A 19,200-nucleotide genomic window follows, 5' to 3' on the forward strand; every position below is an offset into this window, starting at 1 on the left:
CCTACCGCATGATGAATTGGTCGAGGACGCTGCATGTGCCGCATACGGCGTCGTCGAGGCAGTCGTTGACGATCACGTGGTCGAATTCCGGGGCTTTCGTCAGTTCGAATTCGGCCTTGGCCACGCGGCGCTCGATCACCTCCGGAGCGTCCGTGCCGCGGGCAACGAGTCTGCGGCGCAGCTCTTCGACCGAGGGCGGCATGACGAACACCGAGCAGGCGTCGTCGCCGAAGATGCGTTTGAGGTTGATGCCGCCGATCACGTCGACGTCGAAGACGATCACATGGCCTTTGGCCCAGATGCGCTCGACCTCGCTGCGCAGCGTGCCGTAGCAGGTGCCTTTGTAGACCTCCTCCCACTCCACGAAGCGGTTTTCCGCCACGGCTTTCATGAACTCCTCCTGCGAGAGGAAATAGTAATCCACCCCGTCGCGCTCCTGTCCGCGGGGTGCGCGGCTGGTCGCCGAAATGGAAAATTCCAACTGGGGATAGCGTTCCAGCAGATGTCGGACGATCGTGGTCTTGCCCGAGCCGCTCGGGGCCGAGAATATGATGACTTTTCCCATTTATAAAATGTTCAGTACTTGCTCTTTGATCTTCTCCAGTTCGTCCTTCATTTTGACTACGAGGATCTGGATGTTCGATTCGTTGGCTTTCGAACCCATCGTATTGATCTCACGGCCCATCTCCTGGGCGATGAAGCCCAGTTTGCGGCCTGCGCTCTCCTCCCCTGCGGCTACCTCGCGGAAGTATTTGCAGTGGTTGGTGAGGCGGACTTTCTCCTCGGTGATGTCCAGTTTTTCGAGGTAGAAGATCATCTCCTGCTCCAGCCGGTTACGGTCCACGTCGACGGGGAGTTTCGTGAGGTTGTCCAGGATGCGGTTGCGGACCGTCTCCGTGCGGGCTTTCTCGAAGGGAACCACCTCGTCGCGGTATTGCTTGATCAGCTCCACGCGGCGCAGCAGGTCGGCGATCAGGATCGCTCCCTCCTGTGCGCGGAAGGCATCCAGCTGTGCGGCGGCAGCTTCCGCAGCGGCGATCAGCGCGGTGTGCTCCTCCTCCGAAATGGTTTCGGACTCGGTGGCCACGACCTCGGGCAGGCGCATGATGACCGGCAGGATGGCGTCGTAGCCGGCGTCGATGCCGGCGAACGTGAGCGTGTCGTTCATCTGCCGCAGGTATTCGCGGAAGACCTCGCGGTTGATACGGGCCGGGGTCTCGACGGCCTGCGACTCGACCGAGACGAAAACGTCGACCTTGCCCCGCTGGATCGTGCGGGCGATGACGTTGCGGAGTTCGTACTCCGACTGACGGTAGACGGCCGGAAGCCGCAGCGAGAGGTCCAACTGCTTGGAGTTGAGCGAACGTATCTCGACCGTGATCTTTTTATTTTGAAGTGTGGCTTCGCCTTTGCCGAAGCCGGTCATTGATTTTACCATGCTGGTGTGGGAACTTGATATTTTCTGCAAAATTAATAAAAACTATCCAAAAAGAGGCGCGTCCCGCTTATGAAATGAAATTTATTTGGCTATCTTTGCGTTTATAAAATTTTTTTCTTTATATTTGTGTTAGCAAACTAACAGCTAAGCATCAGACCATTCAAATCACATACGAAATCATTATGAAAAAGCACAATTTCAATGCGGGACCTTCCATTCTGGCGGATGAGGTCATCGAAAATGCAGCCAAGGCAATTCTCGACTTCAACGGATCGGGGCTTTCGCTGCTTTCGATCTCCCACCGGACGAAGGATTTCGACGCCGTGATGGAGGAAGCCGACCAGCTTTTCCGGGAGTTGCTCCATATTCCGGACAACTACAAGATCATCTATCTGGGCGGCGGTGCGAGTACCTATTTTTATGAAATTCCCGCGAACTTCCTGGGCAAAAAAGCCGGCTATGTGAATACGGGTGTGTGGGCGAAGAAGGCTATCAAAGAGGCCAAGCGTTACGGTGAGGTCGAGGTGCTGGCGTCGTCCGAGGACAAAAATTTCACCTATATCCCGAAGGGCTTCGCCATTCCGGCCGACCTGGACTATGTGCATATTACCTCTAATAATACGATCTACGGTACGGAGTACCACGAGGACCTCTCGTCGCCCGTGCCCCTGATCGCCGACATGTCGTCGGACATCCTCTCCCGCCCGGTCGATGTTTCGAAATACGCCATGATCTACGGCGGAGCACAGAAAAACCTGGCTCCCGCGGGTGTGGCTTTCGCCATCATCCGCGAGGACATGCTGGACAAGATCGTCCGTGATCTGCCGTCGATGGTGTCGTTCCGCACCCATGTCGAGAACAACTCGATGTTCAACACGCCGCCCGTCTTCCCGATCTATGTGCTGAAAGAGACCCTCCGGTGGCTCAAGTCGATCGGCGGCGTCCCCGAGATCTACCGCCGCAATCAGGAGAAGGCCGCCCTGCTCTACGACGAGATCGACCGCAACCCGCTGTTCCGCGGTACGGTCGTGAAGGAGGACCGCTCGCTGATGAATATCTGCTTCGTGATGGCCGAGGGGTATGAAGACCTCGCCGACGAGTTCATGGCTTTCGCCAAGGAGCGCGGCATGGTCGGCATCAAGGGCCACCGGCTGGTGGGCGGTTTCCGCGCATCGTGCTACAACGCCCTGCCCAAGTCGAGCGTCGAGGCGTTGGTGGCCTGCATGCAGGAGTTCGCCGAAAAACATGCGAAATAGGCCATGTGCCCGACCATCGTCCCGCTGATGCGGGAGACGAAGAAAGAACAGGATATTTATTTTACGTCATTGATCGATACTATGAAAATACTGGTTGCAACGGAGAAGCCTTTTGCCAAGAAGGCCGTTGACGGAATCCGCGGGATCGTGGAGAATGCCGGCTATGAACTGGCGCTGCTCGAAAAATATACCGACAAGAGTCAGTTGTTGGAGGCTGTGGCCGATGTGGATGCGCTGATTATCCGCAGCGACAAGGTGACCGCCGAGGTCATCGCTGCGGCGAAAAACCTGAAAATCGTGGTCCGCGCCGGTGCGGGTTACGACAATGTGGACCTCGAAGCGGCTTCGGCGCGGGGCATCGTGGTGATGAACACTCCGGGCCAGAATTCCAACGCCGTGGCCGAGCTGGCGCTGGCCATGATGATCTACATGTCGCGAAACCGCTTTACCCCGGGTACGGGCACGGAAATCCAGGGCAAGACCCTCGGCATCCACGCTTACGGCAATGTCGGCAAGCTGGTCGGCCGCAAGGGAAAGGCGTTAGGCATGAATGTTGTCGCATACGATCCGTTCATCACCGACGAGGCGGTCTTTGCGGCTGACGGCGTGAAGAAGGTGGCGTCGGTCGAGGAGCTTTACAAGGTGTCCGACTTCCTCTCGCTGCACATTCCCGCTACGGAGCAGACCAAGGGTTCGATCGGTTACGACCTGCTGATGTCGATGCCCAAGGGTGCGACGCTGGTCAACACCGCCCGCAAGGAGGTGATCGACGAGGCGGGTGTGGTGCGTGCCCTGACCGAGCGCGAGGACCTGAAATACATCACCGACATCGCCGCCGGCAATCAGGCCGAGCTGGACGAGAAGTTCTGCAAGCGGGTTTTCGCCACGGCGAAGAAGATGGGCGCCGAGACCGCCGAGGCCAACATCAATGCCGGTTTGGCGGCAGCCAGCCAGATTGTGGATTTCCTGAAGAACGGCAATACCCGTTTCCAGGTCAATAAATAGACGATAAATGTATCGAAAGAGGCGGGTGCGAAAACGCCCGCCTTTTTCGCCTAAAACAAGAACTTTATGGTACGAATAAAACCTTTCCGTGCGGTCCGTCCGCCGAAGGAGCATGCCGCCGAGGTGGCGTCGCGTCCCTACGACGTGTTGAATTCCGCCGAGGCGAAAACCGAGGCTACGGAGCGTTCGCTGCTGCACATCATCAAACCTGAAATCGATTTCGAACCCATCGCCGACGAGCATTCCGATCCGGTTTACGACAAGGCGGTGGAGAATTTCCGCAAGTGGCAGTCCGAGGGATGGCTCCGGCAGGACCCCGAGGAGTACTACTATATTTATGCGCAGACGATGGAGGGCCGCACGCAGTACGGACTGGCGATGTGCTGCCATTTCGAGGATTACCTCTCGGGAGCTATCAAAAAGCATGAGCTGACGCGCCCCGACAAGGAGGAGGACCGCATGATTCATGTCCGCAACCAGAAAGCCAATATCGAGCCGGTGTTTTTCGCCTATCCCGACAATGCCGAGATCGACGCCATCGTCGCCGACGTGGTGAAGAACAACGCTCCGGAGTACGATTTCACGGCCGCCGACGGCTTCGGACACCAACTGTGGGTGATCCGCGACCGGAAGACCAACGACCGCATCACGGAGATTTTCGCCGGCATCCCGGCGCTGTATGTCGCCGACGGACACCACCGCACGGCTGCCGCCGCCCGCGTAGGCCAGGAGTGCCGCGGCAAGAATCCGAACCATTCGGGCTGCGAGGAGTACTGCTATTTCCTGGCTGTGACGTTCCCGGCCAACCAACTGCGCATCATCGACTACAACCGTGTGGTGAAGGACCTGAACGGCCTGACGCCCGCCGAACTCCTCGAAAAACTGAAGGAGTCGTTTACGGTCGAGGACAAGGGAACGGAGGAGTACCGCCCCACGGCCCTGCACAACTTTGCGATGTACCTCGACGGTCGCTGGTACAGCCTGACGGCCAAGCCGGGCACTTACGATGACAACGATCCGATCGGGGTGCTGGACGTTACGGTGCTGTCGAATCTGGTGCTGGACAAGATTCTGGACATCAAGGACCTGCGCACGTCGAAACGAATTGATTTCGTGGGCGGCATCCGCGGCCTGGGCGAGCTGAAGCGGCGCGTGGACAGCGGGGAGATGAAGGCGGCGTTCGCCCTCTACCCCGTTTCGATGCAACAGCTCATCAATATCGCCGACACGGGTAACATCATGCCTCCGAAGACCACGTGGTTCGAACCGAAACTGCGCTCGGGAGTCGTAATCCACTCGTTCGAAGAAAAATAATTGAAAAAGAGCTGCCAAAAAGGCAGCTCTTTTTTTGCAGGGTGTTCCGGGCTATTTCCGGGTGTTGTTGGCGATCGACGACCTGCGACAGGACGAATCCGCCGCCGCCGACGACGTACATGCCAGCCACTCGCCGCATCCCGCGTTGAAAACGCGGTTGTCGATGGCCGCTACAAGCACCCCGATGGGAACCAGCAGGTTGAGTGCCGTCAGGAGCATGTAGAGCCAGCGGAACGGGTTCTTCGGGCTCTAAATTTTCTGAAACAGGGACAGTTGACCCCTTTCGGCCGGAGAGGGATTTTTTCCGGAGGCGTTGTTTTATCACGGATCGGCGTTTTTTTATAACGAAAAACAAGCTGAGGCATGGAATTTTTACTATATTTGTAAGCAACTTAACAATACTACGGCGTTATGGCTAAAATCAAAGGAACAATCGTTGTCGACAAGGAGCGTTGCAAAGGGTGCGGGGTTTGCGCCTCGGCCTGCCCGTGCGACGTGCTCGCCCTGTCGGCTGAGGTAAACAGCAAGGGCTACCCGGTGGCGTGGATGGCGAATCCCGATGCCTGTACGGGTTGTGCTTCGTGTGCGGTGATCTGTCCCGACAGCGTCATCACGGTTTATCGTCAAAAATTCGAATAGGCTATGGCAGAGAAAGAAGTAAAACTGATGAAAGGCAACGAGGTGATCGCCCATGCGGCGATCCGCTACGGTTGCGATGGATATTTCGGATACCCCATTACCCCGCAGTCGGAGGTGATGGAGACATTGATGGAGCTCAAACCGTGGGAGACTACGGGCATGGTGGTACTGCAGGCCGAGTCGGAGATCTCTTCGATCAACATGGTCTACGGCGGCGCCTCGACCGGCAAGCGGGTCATGACCTCGTCGTCGAGCCCCGGCATCAGCCTGATGTCCGAGGGGCTGAGCTACCTGGCCGGCGCCGAACTCCCCTGCCTGATAATCAACTGCCAGCGCGGCGGTCCGGGGCTGGGTACGATCCAGCCCTCGCAGGGCGACTATTTCCAGGCCTGCAAAGGCGGCGGCCACGGCGATTTCCACCTGATCGTGCTGGCTCCGAACTCCGTGCAGGAGATGCACGACCATGTGGCCGAGGCTTTTGACCTGGCATTCAAATACCGCAATCCGGCGCTGATCCTCGCCGACGGCGCCATCGGTCAGATGATGGAGAAAGTCGTGCTGGCGCCCCAGCGTCCGCGCAAGACCGACGAGGAACTGAAGGCCGAGTGCGGTTCGTGGGCTACGCAGGGAAAACCCGCCTCCCGGCCGCGCAATATCGTGACTTCGCTCGAATTGCAGTCCGAGAAGATGGAGGTCATCAACAAGCGTCTGCAGGAGAAATACAAGGCCCTCGAGGAGAACGAGGTGCGCTACGAAGCCATCGAGTGCGACGATGCCGACTACGTCATCGTGGCGTTCGGATCATCGGCCCGTATCTGTTCGGCGACGGTCGAAATGGCCCGCGCCGAGGGTTTGAAGGTCGGCCTGCTGCGTCCTATTACACTTTACCCGTTCCCCAAGAAGCAAATCGCCGATTTGGCTGCGCGTGGTGTCAAAGGATTCCTCTCGGCTGAGCTGAATGCCGGACAGATGGTCGAGGACGTGCGGCTGGCTGTGAACGGCAAGGCCCCCGTCGAACATTACGGGCGTCAGGGAGGTATGATGTTCAATCCCGGCGAGGTGCTCGACGCGCTCAAGGAAAAACTGATTAAAAAGTAAAAGACGATGGCAGAGGTTGAAATCAAAAAGGAGAATCTGGTTTATACGAAACCGGCGCTCATCACTGATAATGTCATGCACTACTGCCCCGGCTGCAGTCACGGTACGGTGCATAAGCTCGTCGCCGAGGTCATCGAGGAGATGGGCCTCGCGGAGAAGACCGTGGGCGTTTCGCCCGTGGGCTGCTCGGTGTTCGCCTACAACTATATCGACATCGACTGGATCGAGGCGGCGCACGGACGCGCTCTGGCCGTTGCGACGGCCGTGAAGCGGCTCTATCCGCAGAACATGGTCTTCACCTATCAGGGCGACGGCGACCTGTCGGCTATCGGTACGGCGGAGTCGATCCATGCGGCGGCGCGCGGCGAGAACGTCGTGGCGATCTATATTAACAATGCGATTTACGGCATGACCGGCGGTCAGATGGCTCCGACCACCCTCTTGGGCATGAAGACCGCGACGACCCCTTACGGGCGCGATCCGCGGCTGAACGGTTATCCCTACAAGATCGCGGAGATGATGGCCCATCTGGACGGCGCCACCTACATTACGCGCCAGAGCGTGCATACGGCCGCTAACGTGCGCAAGTGCAAGAAGGCGATCCGCAAGGCGTTCGAGAATTCGATGGCCGGCAACGGCTTCTCGATGGTCGAGGTCGTTTCGACTTGTAACAGCGGTTGGAAACTCTCGCCCGTGGCTTCGAATCAGTGGATGGCGGAGAACATGCTGCCCTTCTATCCGCTGGGCGATATCAAAGACGTTAAAAAAGAGTAAGGCTATGAAAGAGACGTTGATAATTGCAGGATTCGGAGGACAGGGCGTCCTCTCGATGGGTAAGATTCTGGCTTACTCGGGTGTGATGCAGGATTTCGAGGTGACGTGGATGCCTTCCTACGGTCCCGAGATGCGCGGCGGCACGGCCAATGTGACGGTGATCCTTTCGGATCGGAAGATCTCCTCGCCCATCGCCCATGAATTCGACACGGCGATCATTCTGAACCAGCAGTCGATGGAGAAATTCGAGCCGATGGTCAAGCCCGGCGGCGTGCTGATCTACGATACGAACGGCATCACGCGCCATCCGGTGCGCAAGGACATCGAGGTCTACGCGATCGACGCCACGGCTGAGTGTGCGAAGATGGGCCAGGCCAAGCTGTTCAACACGATGATTCTGGGCGGGTATCTGAAAGTGCGCCCCGTGGTCGAGATGGAAAATGTGATGGTGGGTCTGAAAAAATCGCTTCCCGAGCGTGCTTGGAAGATGCTTCCGGCCAACGAGGAGGCCATCAAACACGGCGGCGAGATCATCCGCAAGGTCCGCTGATTCCAGTTGTACGAGATAATGAGGCGCTCTGTGAGGGGCGCCTTTTTGTTTTATGGCTCCGACTGAACGTGCTGCCGGTCCTGATCGAAAACGTCGTTTGTGTAGACCGATCCGCGCAAGAGCGCAAATCGGTGAATAACATGTCGTTAAATGTATTATCTTGGGGGATGAAAGAATAAATCATGTTGAAGGGCATCGATTTTGCGTGTCCGGCATTAACTTTAAATTTCAGACTATGGAAAAGAACGAACTGCAGATGCCGCGCCTGGGCGAACCCGTTCCGGCATTCGAGGCGATGACCACGCGGGGCAAGATCAGCTTCCCGGACGATTACAAGGGTAAATGGGTGATTCTGTTCAGCCACCCTGCCGACTTTACTCCGATCTGCACCACCGAGATACTTACGTTCGGAGCCCGCACGGCAGAGTTCCGGGCGCTGAATTGCGAATTGGTGGGCTTGTCCATCGATAGCCGCAACAGTCATATCGCGTGGTTGAAAACCATCCGTGAGAAGATCGAGTACAAGGGCATGAAGGATGTAAAGGTCGAGTTTCCGATCATCGATGACGTTTCGATGAAGGTGGCGTCGCTTTACGGTATGATCCAGCCCGGCGAGAGCCAGACGGCTGCCGTGCGGGCTGTCTTCTTCGTCGATCCGAAGGGCGTGCTGCGGGCGATGATCTACTATCCGCTGGCGCTGGGCCGCAATTTCGACGAGATCAAACGGGTCCTGATCGGCCTGCAGACCATCGACGCCTTCGGTATCGCATTGCCTGCCGACTGGCGTCCGGGCGACGAGGTGATTGTGCCGATGAAGGGTGATGACCAGGAGACGGTTCCCGAAGGGGCCAAGTGCTACGACTGGTTCTTCTGCACCAAGCCGCTCCCGAAGGAGGAGATCGAGAAGAAGATCGGCAAGTAGGCTCCGGCCAGAGTCCGATGAAAAAGCGAGGCGTCCCGTTCGGGGCGCCTCGCTTCTGTTACAGCCGGGATTTGAAATAGTCGGTTCGCAGCAGAATGTCCGAAACCCGCCACAACTCTTTCCGGTACTGCCGGACCGAATCGCTCCGGTTATCGCCGACCCAGCCTTCGGTGTGGTCGGCGGCGCAGTCGCTCTGGCGGCGGAAGAAGCTCTCGCCCAACCCGTGAAAATCGTAATCCTGCGCGTGCATCAGGTCCAGCAGGCTGGGATAGATGTCGATCTGCGCAATGACCTTCCCCGTTTCGGCTTTCAGCGGTGCATTGAGGATGAAAAGCGGGATGTAGCGGTCGCTAAGCTCCCGTTTTTTGCGCCCTTCGTACTGATTGCGGGTGACGGAGTCGTGGTCGCCCATGATGACGATGATGCTCTTGTCGTAAAGCCCGCACACTTTGAGCGAGTCGATGAACCCGCCGAGGCAGCGGTCCACATACTGCGTGGCGACCAGGTAGTATTTGGCCTCCTCATCGGGGATGTCGGCATTGTTCAGCGGACTTTCGAGATCCGACTTCGAGTACGGTCCGTGTCCCGACATCGTGACTAACTGGGCATAGAACGGCTGCGGCAGGTCCTTCAGAATTTCGAGACTGTTTTCGTAGAGCTCCTCATCGGCGCGGCGCATCGGTCCGCGGCTCAGTTCGTAATGATATCTGTCGAATCCGTAACTCTTCGTGGTGGCCTCCTGGTTCCAGTAGTGGCGGGAGTCGCAGATCAGCGATGCGGAGGTATACCCTCTCCGGGCCAGCGCCTTGGGTAGCGAAGGATAGGTGTTCCGGCAGCCGTAGAGACTGGCTGCGGCCCCGCTTTCGAGGGGCAGCAGTCCGGTGTTGAGCATCAGTTGGGCATCGGACGACCGTCCGTCCTTCACCTGCGGCAGCACCCGCGGGAAATAGATCACGCTCGTATCCCGGGCCAGCGAGTTCATGAACGGGGTTGCTTCCGTTCCGCCGATTTCCAGGCCGATGGGCCAGCTGCCCAACGATTCGGCCAGCACGACGATCAGGTTTTTGCGGTGCTCTTCCGTGAGCGGTTCCCGGGAAGCGCGTCGTTCTGCGGCTTCGACGAACTGTGCGGCGTATTCGGCCTCCTCGGGCGGGCATCCGTGCAGGTAGGCGATCTGGTAGGACCAGTAGCCGATCAGTCCGTATTTGTGGAAAGCCTGCATGATTTCATTCCGGTACCAGGGCCAGGGATGTGTGAACTCATTGGGGTCATTGAAATACGGCGGGATGACGGTGACGAAGATCAGCAGCAGGCTGACGGCGAAGCCTGCGGCGCGGAGGCCTATCCCGGACTTCCACCGGCCGAAGAGGGAGTATCCTGCGGCAAAACAAATCGAAGGGAGCACGATCCAAAAGTCTGAGGCACGCATCGAGGCGTAGATGCTCGGACCGAGTCCCCGGAGGTTGTTCACCATCAGGTAGGAGTTCAGCGGCATCACGCTGTAATAAATGCGGTAATACCAGACGTTCGACAGCAGGTAGAGGTTGACCAGCACGATCCAGGGAAACAGCCATCGTTTCCGGTGCAGGAACCAGACGGGAAGCGCCAGCAGCATGGCGTCGGCGGCACGCTGGGCCCAGATGGCGAAATAATGGTGATGGCGAATGTTCCATACCTCGTCTACGATCGTCAGGGTGATGTAGAACGTCAGCGTCAGCAGCAGATAGGTCGCTACCCTTCCATAACGGCCCATCCGACCGGTGGGTAAGTCCGGTCGTTCGGGGTTTTGAATACGAAGATTCATTTGACTATAAAATTTTTATTCCCGGAGACCGTGATGGGCGGTTTCCGGGAAAAACGGTTCTGCAACGGAGAATCGGGTTATTTCCTGAATTTGTATTGGCTCACGTCGCGCCAGCCCAGCAGCAGGTCGCGCACCGGGAGCCGTTTCTTGCCGGCTATCTGCAACTCCCCGGGAACGATCCATCCGTCGGCGCACGCCACGCGGATGAAAGTCCGGCCGTCGCTCTCGACCGTGCCGCACGGCTGGCCGTGGGCCGCGGCTTCGAATGCCGCCGAGAACAGTTTGGCGCTCTGCGACTCCTCGTCGCCTTCACGGAACATCTCGGTCCAGGCTGCCGGGTACGGCGACAGACCGCGGATGAAATCCGCGATGCGTCGGCCCGGGAGCGTCCAGTCGATCCGGCAGTCCTCTTTGAATATCTTGGGGGCGGGCCGCAGCGTCGACTCGTCGATGTGCTGCTGCTCGACGGGCCGGATGTCCCCCGCGGCAATGCGGTCCACGGTCGAGGTGACCAGCGCAGTTCCGGTAGTCATCAGCTTGTCGTAGAGCGTGCCTACGTTGTCTTCCGGGAGGATCGGCACGCGGATCTGGTCGATGATGCCGCCTTTGTCGATCTCGTGGTTCAGGAGGAATGTGGTGACCCCCGTTTCGGTCTCGCCGTTGATGATCGCCCAGTTGATCGGCGCCGCCCCGCGGTACTGGGGCAGCAGTGAGGCGTGGAGGTTGAAGGTCCCCAGCCGCGGCATGGCCCAAATTACCTCGGGAAGCATCCGGAAAGCGATCACAATGCCCAGGTCGGGCCGCAACGCCTGCATCGCTTCCACAAACTCCGGGGCTTTCAGTTTCTCGGGCTGCAGGACCGGCAACCCCAGCTCCAATGCGGCGATTTTGACCTCGCTCTGGTGGAGTTTCTGTCCCCGTCCTGCGGGTTTGTCGGGCGTGGTCACAACGCCCACGACGTTGTAGCCGCCGGCGACGAGCGCCCGCAGCGAAGGCACGGCGAATTCGGGCGTGCCCATGAATACGATGCGGATTTCCTTCGGATTCATCTTCTATTTTTTCTCCAGGCCCAGCGTGTGGTGCATGCGCTCCTGCTTGGTTTCCAGATAGTGTTCGTTGTAGGGGTTCGGGGCGATCACGATGGGCACGATCTCGTCGATGCAGAGTCCGTAACCCTCCAATCCGGCCCGTTTGAGCGGGTTGTTTGTCATCAGGCGCATGTGGCGGATGCCCAGCTCGCGGATGATGCTCGCGCCCACGCCGTAGTCGCGCTCGTCGGCTTTGAAGCCCAGTTTGAGGTTGGCGTCGACGGTGTCGAGCCCCTCGTCCTGCAACTTGTAGGCGTGGATCTTGTTGCAGAGTCCGATGCCGCGTCCCTCCTGATTGAGATAGATGACGGCGCCTTTGCCCTCTTTTTCGATCATCTGCATCGCACGGTGCAACTGCTCGCCGCAGTCGCAGCGATACGAACCGAAGATGTCGCCCGTGACGCACGACGAGTGTACGCGCACCAGTACGGGCTCGTCCTCCGTCCACTCACCTTTCGTCAGGGCCGCATGCTCCACGCCGTTCGATTTCTGGCGGAACGGCGTAATGCGGAATTCGCCCCACTCCGTCGGCAGGGGCACCGTCACACCCTTCTCGATAATCGACTCCTCTTTGAGGCGGTAAGCGATCAGCGCAGCGATCGAGATGATTTTCAGGTCGAATTTTTTGGCGATCTCCACCAACTGCGGCAGGCGGGCCATCGTGCCGTCCTCGTTCATGATCTCGATCAGTGCGCCTGCAGGCTGCAATCCGGCCAGACGGGCCAGGTCGATGGCCGCCTCGGTATGTCCCGGACGGCGCAGCACGCCTTTGTCGCGGGCCCGAAGGGGATTGATGTGTCCCGGACGGCCCAGGTCGGTGGGTTTCGTCTCGGGATCGGCCAGCGCGCGGATCGTTGCGGCGCGGTCGTGAATCGAGACGCCTGTGGTGCAGTCGTTGCCCAGCAGGTCGACCGTAACGGTGAAGGGCGTGCCCAGCAGCGAGGTGTTGTTCTCCTCCATCATATTGAGCCCCAGTTCGGCGCAGCGCTTTTCCGACAGCGGGGCGCACAGTACGCCGCGGCCCTCTTTGAGCATGAAATTCACGATCTCGGGGGTGATCTTCTCCGCGGCGACAATGAAATCGCCCTCGTTTTCGCGGTCCTCGTCGTCGACGACGATCACCGGTTTGCCGTTGCGGAAGTCTTCGATAACCTCCTCTACACTATTCAGAATCGTATTTTTTCCCATTTCGTTTGAATTTTATCGCGTTTGTCATTTTTTTGATTCCCGGGGCCAGCCGATCCCTCAGCGCTTTGAATTTTCCGGCATACCAGTCCGTGTCGAGCAGTGCCGAGTCGTTGGTGGCCTTGTATGTAAGGTATACGGCGATCGGCGTGAGGATGAATGTCGAGAGCCACATGCCGTAAACGGCGTTCCAGTTGCCCTCTTTGGCCAGTTTCTCGCCCGAGAGGCTGATGATGTAATAGATCACGAAGAAGATCACCGACACCACCACCGGAAGTCCCAGTCCGCCGCGGCGGATGATGGCGCCCAGCGGCGCACCGATCAGGAAGAAGATCAGGATCGACACCGGGAGCGATATTTTCTTGTGCCACTCGACTTTCGAGCGGTAGAGCTGGTTGAGCGCCTCCTTGGCGGCCGATTCGTCGAATGCGAACATGTTGCGCGAATTCTTGGCCAGCGTCCGGGCCTGGTCCCAGATGCGCTCCTTGTCGCGCGTCGGGAGCCCGACGATCGAGTCCTGCGCCAGCATGTCTCGGAAGTGGCGCTTGTCGACCTGCAGGCTGTCGGGCAGCGGCAGCACGGTGTTGTCGCGTACGAAGATCTGCTCTTTCAGCAGCGGCTCGTAGGAACTCGTCGTAGCGGCGTTGACTTTGATTTCCAGCGAGTCGATGTCGTGTTGCAACTCCTGGATATTTTTGGTCTGGCTGTTCGAGAAGAGGTCGGCGTCGGTGCGTCCCTGGGCGAATCCGTCCATCGGGATCACCTGTTTTTGCAGGTCGAAGGTGTGGTGGCGCAGGGAGCTCTTGGTGAACCACTGGCTGTTGCGCGTCTGTTCGTAGGTCTCGCCGTGGAAGAGCGTCACCAGCAGGTATCTCTTATCGTCCGAAAGGCGGATGTAACCCGAGTCGGCGACGATGGTGTTCATATTGCCGTTGGCGGCGCGGTTGTCGTAAATCAGCACGTCGTGCAGCAGGTGCGTGTCGGGTTCCTGATGACTTACGCGAATCGACATGTTTTCGATGCCGTTGAAGAAGAGCCCGTCCTGGAATTCGAGGGCCTGTTTCTGTTGTCGGATGTCGTAAAGTGTGCTGTATAGCTTCTTGTTGGCGTTCGGAACGAGGTTGTTGCCGATGAAGAAACTGCCGACGGAGACGAACGCCACCAGTATGATGAGCGGTTTGGTGATCTGGACCAGCGACATGCCGGCCGATTTCATGGCCAGCAGTTCGTAATTTTCACCCAGGTTGCCCATGGTCATGATCGCCGCCAGCAGCATCGACAACGGCAGGCCCATCGGGATCATGTTGGCCATGAAATAGGTCATCAGCTCGATGATGATTCCGGCGCTCAGGCCCTTGCCCACCAGTTCGTCGATATAACGCCACACGATGTTCATCATCAGTACGAACATGACGATGAAGAACGTGAGGACCATCGGCCCCAGGTAGGATTTCAGAACGAGTTTATGGATGGTCTTCATGCGGCGGCTCGCTGTTTTTTGCTACGCAAAGATACAAGTTTTACCAGTATAAGCGTAAGTGTGAGGGTAAATATTATGGCAGCGCCGGGCGGAACCTCGAAATTGTAGCTGGCGACGAGCCCCGCGATGTTGCCCGCGACGGCCACGAGGGGCGCCGTGAGGGCGATGGTGCGGTACGACCGTGAGAGTGTGTTGACGATCACCACGGGCATCGTCACGAGCGAGATCAGCAGCACGATGCCCATGATGCGGATCGAGAGCACGATCGTCACGGCGACCAGTGCGGCCATCAGGCAGGAGATTACGCGCGTCGGGATGCCCCGGCTGCGGGCGAAGTCGCGGTCGAAGGCGACGTACATCACGGGCCGCAGCCACAGGAGGGCTCCGGCGATGATGACGGCCGTCAGCACGGCCAGCGCCGCGACGTCGCTGTCGGTGACGGTCACGATGCTCCCGAAGAGATAGGCCGACAGGTCGCCCGAGGTGTAGCCCGGGCGCAGGCTCATGAACAGCGCCCCGACGGCCATGCCGACGGACCAGATGATGCCGATGGCCGAATCCTCGCGGATGCGCCCCCGGTTGCCGGCCCATTCGATGCCCAGCGCCGAGAGGACGGCGAAGATCAGCGCCCCGGCAATGGGGTTCGCTCCCAGGTAGAAAGCGATGCCCAGTCCGCCGAACGAGGCGTGGGTGATGCCCCCGGCGAGGAAGACCATGCGGCGGCAGACGACATAGGTTCCTATGACTCCGCACGTTATGCCCGAAAGCACACACGCCGTGAGTGCGTTCGAGAGATAGCCGTATTGGATCAGGTCGCTGAAAAATTCCATATCTTTCCAAGGGCGAAGTTGTCGGTTGTATATCAACGATATACCGTGGACAAATGTTGCCGTGCTTCTTTTGCGTTGTTTAATTGCGCGCAAATTTACGCTTTTTTATCGGAAAAGCCTCCTCCTTTCGCACAGTTTTCGTAATTTCGTGCCGGAAAAACACGAATCTATGCAACCTCGCAGAGTCAACTTTCATACCTTGGGCTGCAAGCTCAATTTTTCGGAGTCCTCTACCCTCGCCCGCGAGTTCGAGCGCGGCGGCTTCGTCCGCGTGGCCCCCACGGCCGAGGCGGACATTTGCGTCATCAACAGTTGCTCGGTCACCGAGCACGCCGACAAGAAATGCCGCAACCTGATCCGCAAGCTCCACCGGCGCAACCCTGCGGCGATCATTGCCGTGACGGGGTGTTACGCGCAGCTGAAACCGCAGGAGATAGCTGCGATAGAAGGCGTGGATATCGTTTTGAGCAACAATGATAAGGGAGCGTTATTTAAACGGGTGGTTGAACTGGGCGGCAAGGGCCGTGCGCAGGTGTACAGCTGCGACACCGATTCGCTTACGTCGTTTTTCGCAGCCTTTTCGAGCGGGGACCGTACGCGCGCCTTTCTGAAGGTGCAGGACGGGTGCGACTACTGCTGCTCCTACTGCACGATCCATTACGCCCGCGGTTCGAGCCGCAACCTCCCGATCGCCGACCTCGTGGCCGAGGCGCGCCAGATTGCGGCGGCGGGCCAGAAAGAGATCGTTCTGACGGGCGTCAACACGGGGGATTTTGGCCGCACGACGGGTGAGAAATTCATCGACCTGCTGCGGGCGCTCGATGAGGTCGAGGGGATCGAACGTTACCGCATTTCGTCGATCGAGCCGAACCTCCTGACCGATGAGATCATCGCCTTTTGCGCTGCGTCGCCCAAATTCATGCATCATTTCCACATTCCGCTCCAGAGCGGTTCGGACCGGATACTCGGGCTGATGCGCCGCCGCTACACCACGGCGCGTTTCGCCGAGCGCATCGCGGCTGTCCGGCGGCTGATGCCCGACGCTTTCATCGGCATCGACGTGATCGTCGGGTTTCCGGGCGAGACCGATGCCGATTTCCGTACGACCTACGATTTTCTGGCGGAGTTGAAGCCCGCTTTCCTGCATATCTTTCCCTTCTCGGAACGTCCCGGGACTCCGGCCGTCGACTTGCCCGGCAAGGTGCAGTCGTCGGTGGCTACGGCCCGCGTGGCCGAGTTGGAGGGCCTCTGCGACCGCCTGCACGGCGATTTTTGCGCCCGGGCTGTCGGGACGGAGGATACGGTGCTTTTCGAAAGCACGCGCCGCGGGGGCATGATGTTCGGTTTTACAGGCAACTACCGGCGGGTGAAAGCCCCCTACGACGCCGCGAAGGTCAACACCCTCTGCCGCGTGAAACTCGGCGCAATGGACGAATCTCACGATCTGATGGGAGAAATCCGGGATTAATCACTATATTTGCAGAATATAGGATGCGGTTCGGCAAAGTCCAAACTCGTTTGGCTTTGCGTTCACCTTTCACTATATTTGCAGGAACGTTAAATAATGGAGTTATGACGGGTATGCGCAAACGGGTGACGGTCGGGTTTCTGAGCATCGTCTGCCTGCTGTTTTTTTCGGGTATGGTCTCGTTTCTCGAGCTGAGCCACCTGAGCCGCGATACGGGCGAGATTCTCAAAGCCAACAAACGCAACATCGAGCTGGCCAAGGAGATGCTCGACGCGGCCCACGAGCAGAACATTGCGCTCATCAAACTTTCGGTCTTCGGCGACCGGTCGTGCGACAGCCTTTGCCGCGCCAGTATGGAACGGCTCGAAAATACGCTGCTGGTGGCCCAGAACGAGGCCCTCGAGAAATCGTTTCTCGATTCGCTGGCTTTCGCCACGACCGAGCTGCGTCTGCTGACGGACAACTACCTCGCTTTCGGAGGCGTCGGAAATCCGGTGGCCGCTCCGGCGGCTCCGAACCGGGCCGACTCGCTCGGCAGCCGGTGGTACAGCGACGAATACCAGGTGCTCTACGGCCGTCTGACCGCCGCCATTAAGAGTTACATGACCTCGACGCAGAGTTCGTTGGTGCCGCGTGCCGAACAGATGAAGAAGAACGCCTATCGGGCCGTTACACCGGTGCTGATCTCGCTGGCGGTGATGATTGCCATCGTGCTGATGCTCTTCTATTTCATGTCGATCTACTGCGTGACGCCCATCGAACGGATGAACAAGGGACTGGGCGACTGGATCGCGTTCCGCGTGCCGTTTGCCGTCAAAGGCGACTTCAAAGACGAGGTGCTGGACCTCAAAGAAAAGATAGAGACGCTTATAAACCTTTCCAAGCAGAACAAAGCCTGATGCCATGCGGGTAGATGTGGTTTTACGATATGTAGGAGTCGTGATGCTCTTCATTGCGATGTTCATGCTGCTCTCGGCGGGAATTTCCTACCTCAGCGGTATGGATTCGGCATTCTATCCCCTGTTGCTCTCCTCGCTGCTCACGGCCCTGCTGGGGGCTTTCCCGCTGATCTTCGTCGAAAAACGCGAGCAGATCACCAACAAGGAGGGATTCTGCATCGTCGTGGGGGCGTGGCTCGTGGCCTGCGTAGTGTCGATGTTCCCCTATCTGATCTGGGGCGGGGAGTTCTCGCTGGTCAACGCCTGGTTCGAAAGCGTCTCGGGGCTCACGACCACCGGATCGACGATCCTGAACGACGTCGAGGCCCTGCCGCGCGGATTGCAGTTCTGGCGCATGTCGTCGACCTGGATCGGCGGTATGGGTGTGGTGATGTTCGCGCTGGTGGTCCTGCCGTCGATGGGCCGCAGCAAGATGATGCTCTCCAACGTGGAGCTCTCGACGATGGCCAAGGACAACTACCGCTACCGTTCGCAGATCATCGTGCAGATATTGTTGGTGGTCTACGTGGGGCTGACGATCCTTTCGACCGTGATGCTCAAAATGGCGGGTATGAACTGGTTCGATTCGCTGTGCCACGCCATGTCGGCCTGCGCCACGAGCGGATTCTCGACCAAGAATGCCAGCGTGGCCTATTTCAACAGCCCGATGATCGATACGATCCTGATCTTCACGATGGCCACGGCCGGTATTCATTTCGGGCTGATTTACGCCACGGTGACCGGCAAGCGCAACAACATTTTCCGTTCGGAGGTGACGCGCTGGTATCTGGGAATGTTGCTGGCCGGGGGTGTGCTGATCGCCGTAAGCCTCTATGCCGCGGACCTCTACCCCACGCTGACGGCCTCGTTCCGCTATGCGATGTTTCAGTTCGTATCGGTGGTGACCACCACGGGATTCGCCACGGCCGATTCCAATACGTGGACCTCGTTCGCGGTCATTCTGCTGATTTTCGGATCGATCGTCTGCGCCTGTGCGGGCTCTACGGCGGGCGGTATCAAAATCAACCGGCTGGTGCTGGCCGGAAAGATGATGCGTACGCGTCTGCGCCAGCAGCAGCACCCCAACGCCATCATCCGCATCAAACTCGACGGCGTGATCCAGGAGAACGAGGCGTTGCATGCGGTGATGATCTTCATCGTCACCTACCTGATGTTCATTCTTGCCGGCACGGTCTTCGGTACGGTGCTGGGCGTTGACCTGACGACCAGCTTCACGGGCTCCGTGGCCTCGATGGGCAATGTCGGGCCCGGATTCGGGGAGGTCGGCTCGATGGATAATTTCTCGGCGATGCCCACGGCATTCAAGTTTTCCAACTCGCTGCTGATGCTGTTGGGGCGTCTGGAGATTTTCGGACTGATACAGATTTTTTTCATTAAATGGTGGAAATGA

At 58.5% G+C, this 19,200-nt stretch carries 19 protein-coding genes; 11 read left to right on the forward strand and 8 right to left on the reverse strand.

From position 1 onward, the window contains the following. Window position 1: 1 nt before the first annotated feature. Both gmk and BLU78_RS01010 read right to left on the reverse strand, forming a co-directional pair. A complete protein-coding gene (gene gmk, locus BLU78_RS01005) occupies window positions 2-565 on the reverse strand; it encodes a guanylate kinase (protein ID WP_010259333.1) in 564 nt (187 codons plus the stop codon). Beyond that, window positions 566-1,426: a YicC/YloC family endoribonuclease gene (locus tag BLU78_RS01010; RefSeq protein ID WP_010259334.1), complete on the reverse strand. Its 861-nt coding sequence runs from the start codon at window positions 1,424-1,426 to the stop codon at window positions 566-568. 194 nt (window positions 1,427-1,620) lie between these two features. Here BLU78_RS01010 and serC point away from each other — a divergent pair, with 194 nt between their 5' ends. The 3 genes from serC to BLU78_RS01025 all read left to right on the forward strand — a co-directional run bounded on the left by serC (window position 1,621) and on the right by BLU78_RS01025 (window position 5,013). Next, window positions 1,621-2,694, forward strand: a complete 1,074-nt coding sequence (serC, locus tag BLU78_RS01015) for a 3-phosphoserine/phosphohydroxythreonine transaminase (protein WP_010259336.1) — start codon at window positions 1,621-1,623, stop codon at window positions 2,692-2,694. A gap of 81 nt (window positions 2,695-2,775) precedes the next feature. Further along, on the forward strand, window positions 2,776-3,699 hold the full coding sequence (locus BLU78_RS01020; RefSeq protein WP_010259338.1) for a 3-phosphoglycerate dehydrogenase: 924 nt from the start codon (window positions 2,776-2,778) through the stop codon (window positions 3,697-3,699). Window positions 3,700-3,765: 66 nt separating this feature from the next. Continuing rightward, entirely contained in the window at window positions 3,766-5,013 is a 1,248-nt protein-coding gene (locus tag BLU78_RS01025; RefSeq protein ID WP_010259340.1) for a DUF1015 domain-containing protein, read from the forward strand. Window positions 5,014-5,064: 51 nt separating this feature from the next. On the opposite strand, the gene BLU78_RS14060 is transcribed toward BLU78_RS01025, so the two are convergent. Further along, window positions 5,065-5,232 carry a hypothetical protein gene (locus BLU78_RS14060; protein WP_020692566.1) on the reverse strand — a complete coding sequence of 56 codons (168 nt, stop codon included), beginning with the start codon at window positions 5,230-5,232 and terminating at the stop codon, window positions 5,065-5,067. A gap of 192 nt (window positions 5,233-5,424) precedes the next feature. Between BLU78_RS14060 and BLU78_RS01030 the strand changes: the two genes are divergently transcribed. The 5 genes from BLU78_RS01030 to BLU78_RS01050 all read left to right on the forward strand — a co-directional run bounded on the left by BLU78_RS01030 (window position 5,425) and on the right by BLU78_RS01050 (window position 8,996). After that, window positions 5,425-5,652, forward strand: coding sequence for a 4Fe-4S dicluster domain-containing protein (locus BLU78_RS01030; RefSeq protein WP_010259342.1), 228 nt, complete (start codon window positions 5,425-5,427; stop codon window positions 5,650-5,652). A gap of 3 nt (window positions 5,653-5,655) precedes the next feature. Beyond that, window positions 5,656-6,750: a 3-methyl-2-oxobutanoate dehydrogenase subunit VorB gene (locus tag BLU78_RS01035; RefSeq protein WP_010259344.1), complete on the forward strand. Its 1,095-nt coding sequence runs from the start codon at window positions 5,656-5,658 to the stop codon at window positions 6,748-6,750. A 6-nt stretch (window positions 6,751-6,756) separates the two neighbouring features. Further along, window positions 6,757-7,524: a thiamine pyrophosphate-dependent enzyme gene (locus BLU78_RS01040; RefSeq protein ID WP_010259345.1), complete on the forward strand. Its 768-nt coding sequence runs from the start codon at window positions 6,757-6,759 to the stop codon at window positions 7,522-7,524. 4 nt (window positions 7,525-7,528) lie between these two features. Beyond that, window positions 7,529-8,074, forward strand: coding sequence for a 2-oxoacid:acceptor oxidoreductase family protein (locus BLU78_RS01045; protein ID WP_010259348.1), 546 nt, complete (start codon window positions 7,529-7,531; stop codon window positions 8,072-8,074). Between the two features lie 235 nt (window positions 8,075-8,309). Further along, window positions 8,310-8,996, forward strand: coding sequence for a peroxiredoxin (locus tag BLU78_RS01050; RefSeq protein ID WP_010259350.1), 687 nt, complete (start codon window positions 8,310-8,312; stop codon window positions 8,994-8,996). A 58-nt stretch (window positions 8,997-9,054) separates the two neighbouring features. Here the strand turns inward: BLU78_RS01050 and BLU78_RS01055 are convergent, their stop codons facing one another. The 5 genes from BLU78_RS01055 to BLU78_RS01075 form a co-directional block, all read right to left on the reverse strand. Beyond that, window positions 9,055-10,749 carry an LTA synthase family protein gene (locus BLU78_RS01055; protein ID WP_010259352.1) on the reverse strand — a complete coding sequence of 565 codons (1,695 nt, stop codon included), beginning with the start codon at window positions 10,747-10,749 and terminating at the stop codon, window positions 9,055-9,057. Window positions 10,750-10,877: 128 nt separating this feature from the next. Continuing rightward, the gene (gene fmt / locus BLU78_RS01060) at window positions 10,878-11,849 is read right to left on the reverse strand and encodes a methionyl-tRNA formyltransferase (protein ID WP_010259354.1); all 972 of its coding nucleotides are present in this window, start codon (window positions 11,847-11,849) and stop codon (window positions 10,878-10,880) included. 3 nt (window positions 11,850-11,852) lie between these two features. Next, on the reverse strand, window positions 11,853-13,076 hold the full coding sequence (locus tag BLU78_RS01065) for a bifunctional 3,4-dihydroxy-2-butanone-4-phosphate synthase/GTP cyclohydrolase II (protein WP_010259356.1): 1,224 nt from the start codon (window positions 13,074-13,076) through the stop codon (window positions 11,853-11,855). After that, window positions 13,051-14,553 (reverse strand): LptF/LptG family permease, encoded by a 1,503-nt coding sequence (locus BLU78_RS01070; RefSeq protein WP_010259358.1) that lies wholly within the window; start codon window positions 14,551-14,553, stop codon window positions 13,051-13,053. Before BLU78_RS01070 ends, BLU78_RS01065 begins: the two co-directional genes overlap by 26 nt. Next, entirely contained in the window at window positions 14,550-15,383 is an 834-nt protein-coding gene (locus BLU78_RS01075) for a metal ABC transporter permease (RefSeq protein WP_010259360.1), read from the reverse strand. Before BLU78_RS01075 ends, BLU78_RS01070 begins: the two co-directional genes overlap by 4 nt. Before the next feature lie 169 nt (window positions 15,384-15,552). Between BLU78_RS01075 and mtaB the strand changes: the two genes are divergently transcribed. The 3 genes from mtaB to BLU78_RS01090 all read left to right on the forward strand — a co-directional run bounded on the left by mtaB (window position 15,553) and on the right by BLU78_RS01090 (window position 19,200). Then, complete coding sequence (mtaB, locus tag BLU78_RS01080) at window positions 15,553-16,851, forward strand: tRNA (N(6)-L-threonylcarbamoyladenosine(37)-C(2))-methylthiotransferase MtaB (protein ID WP_026020574.1); 1,299 nt, start codon at window positions 15,553-15,555, stop codon at window positions 16,849-16,851. A gap of 104 nt (window positions 16,852-16,955) precedes the next feature. Further along, entirely contained in the window at window positions 16,956-17,750 is a 795-nt protein-coding gene (locus BLU78_RS01085) for a hypothetical protein (protein ID WP_010259366.1), read from the forward strand. Between the two features lie 4 nt (window positions 17,751-17,754). Beyond that, window positions 17,755-19,200, forward strand: a complete 1,446-nt coding sequence (locus BLU78_RS01090; RefSeq protein WP_026020575.1) for a TrkH family potassium uptake protein — start codon at window positions 17,755-17,757, stop codon at window positions 19,198-19,200.

It is taken from the genome of Alistipes timonensis JC136, assembly GCF_900107675.1.
Lineage (GTDB): Bacteria > Bacteroidota > Bacteroidia > Bacteroidales > Rikenellaceae > Alistipes > Alistipes timonensis.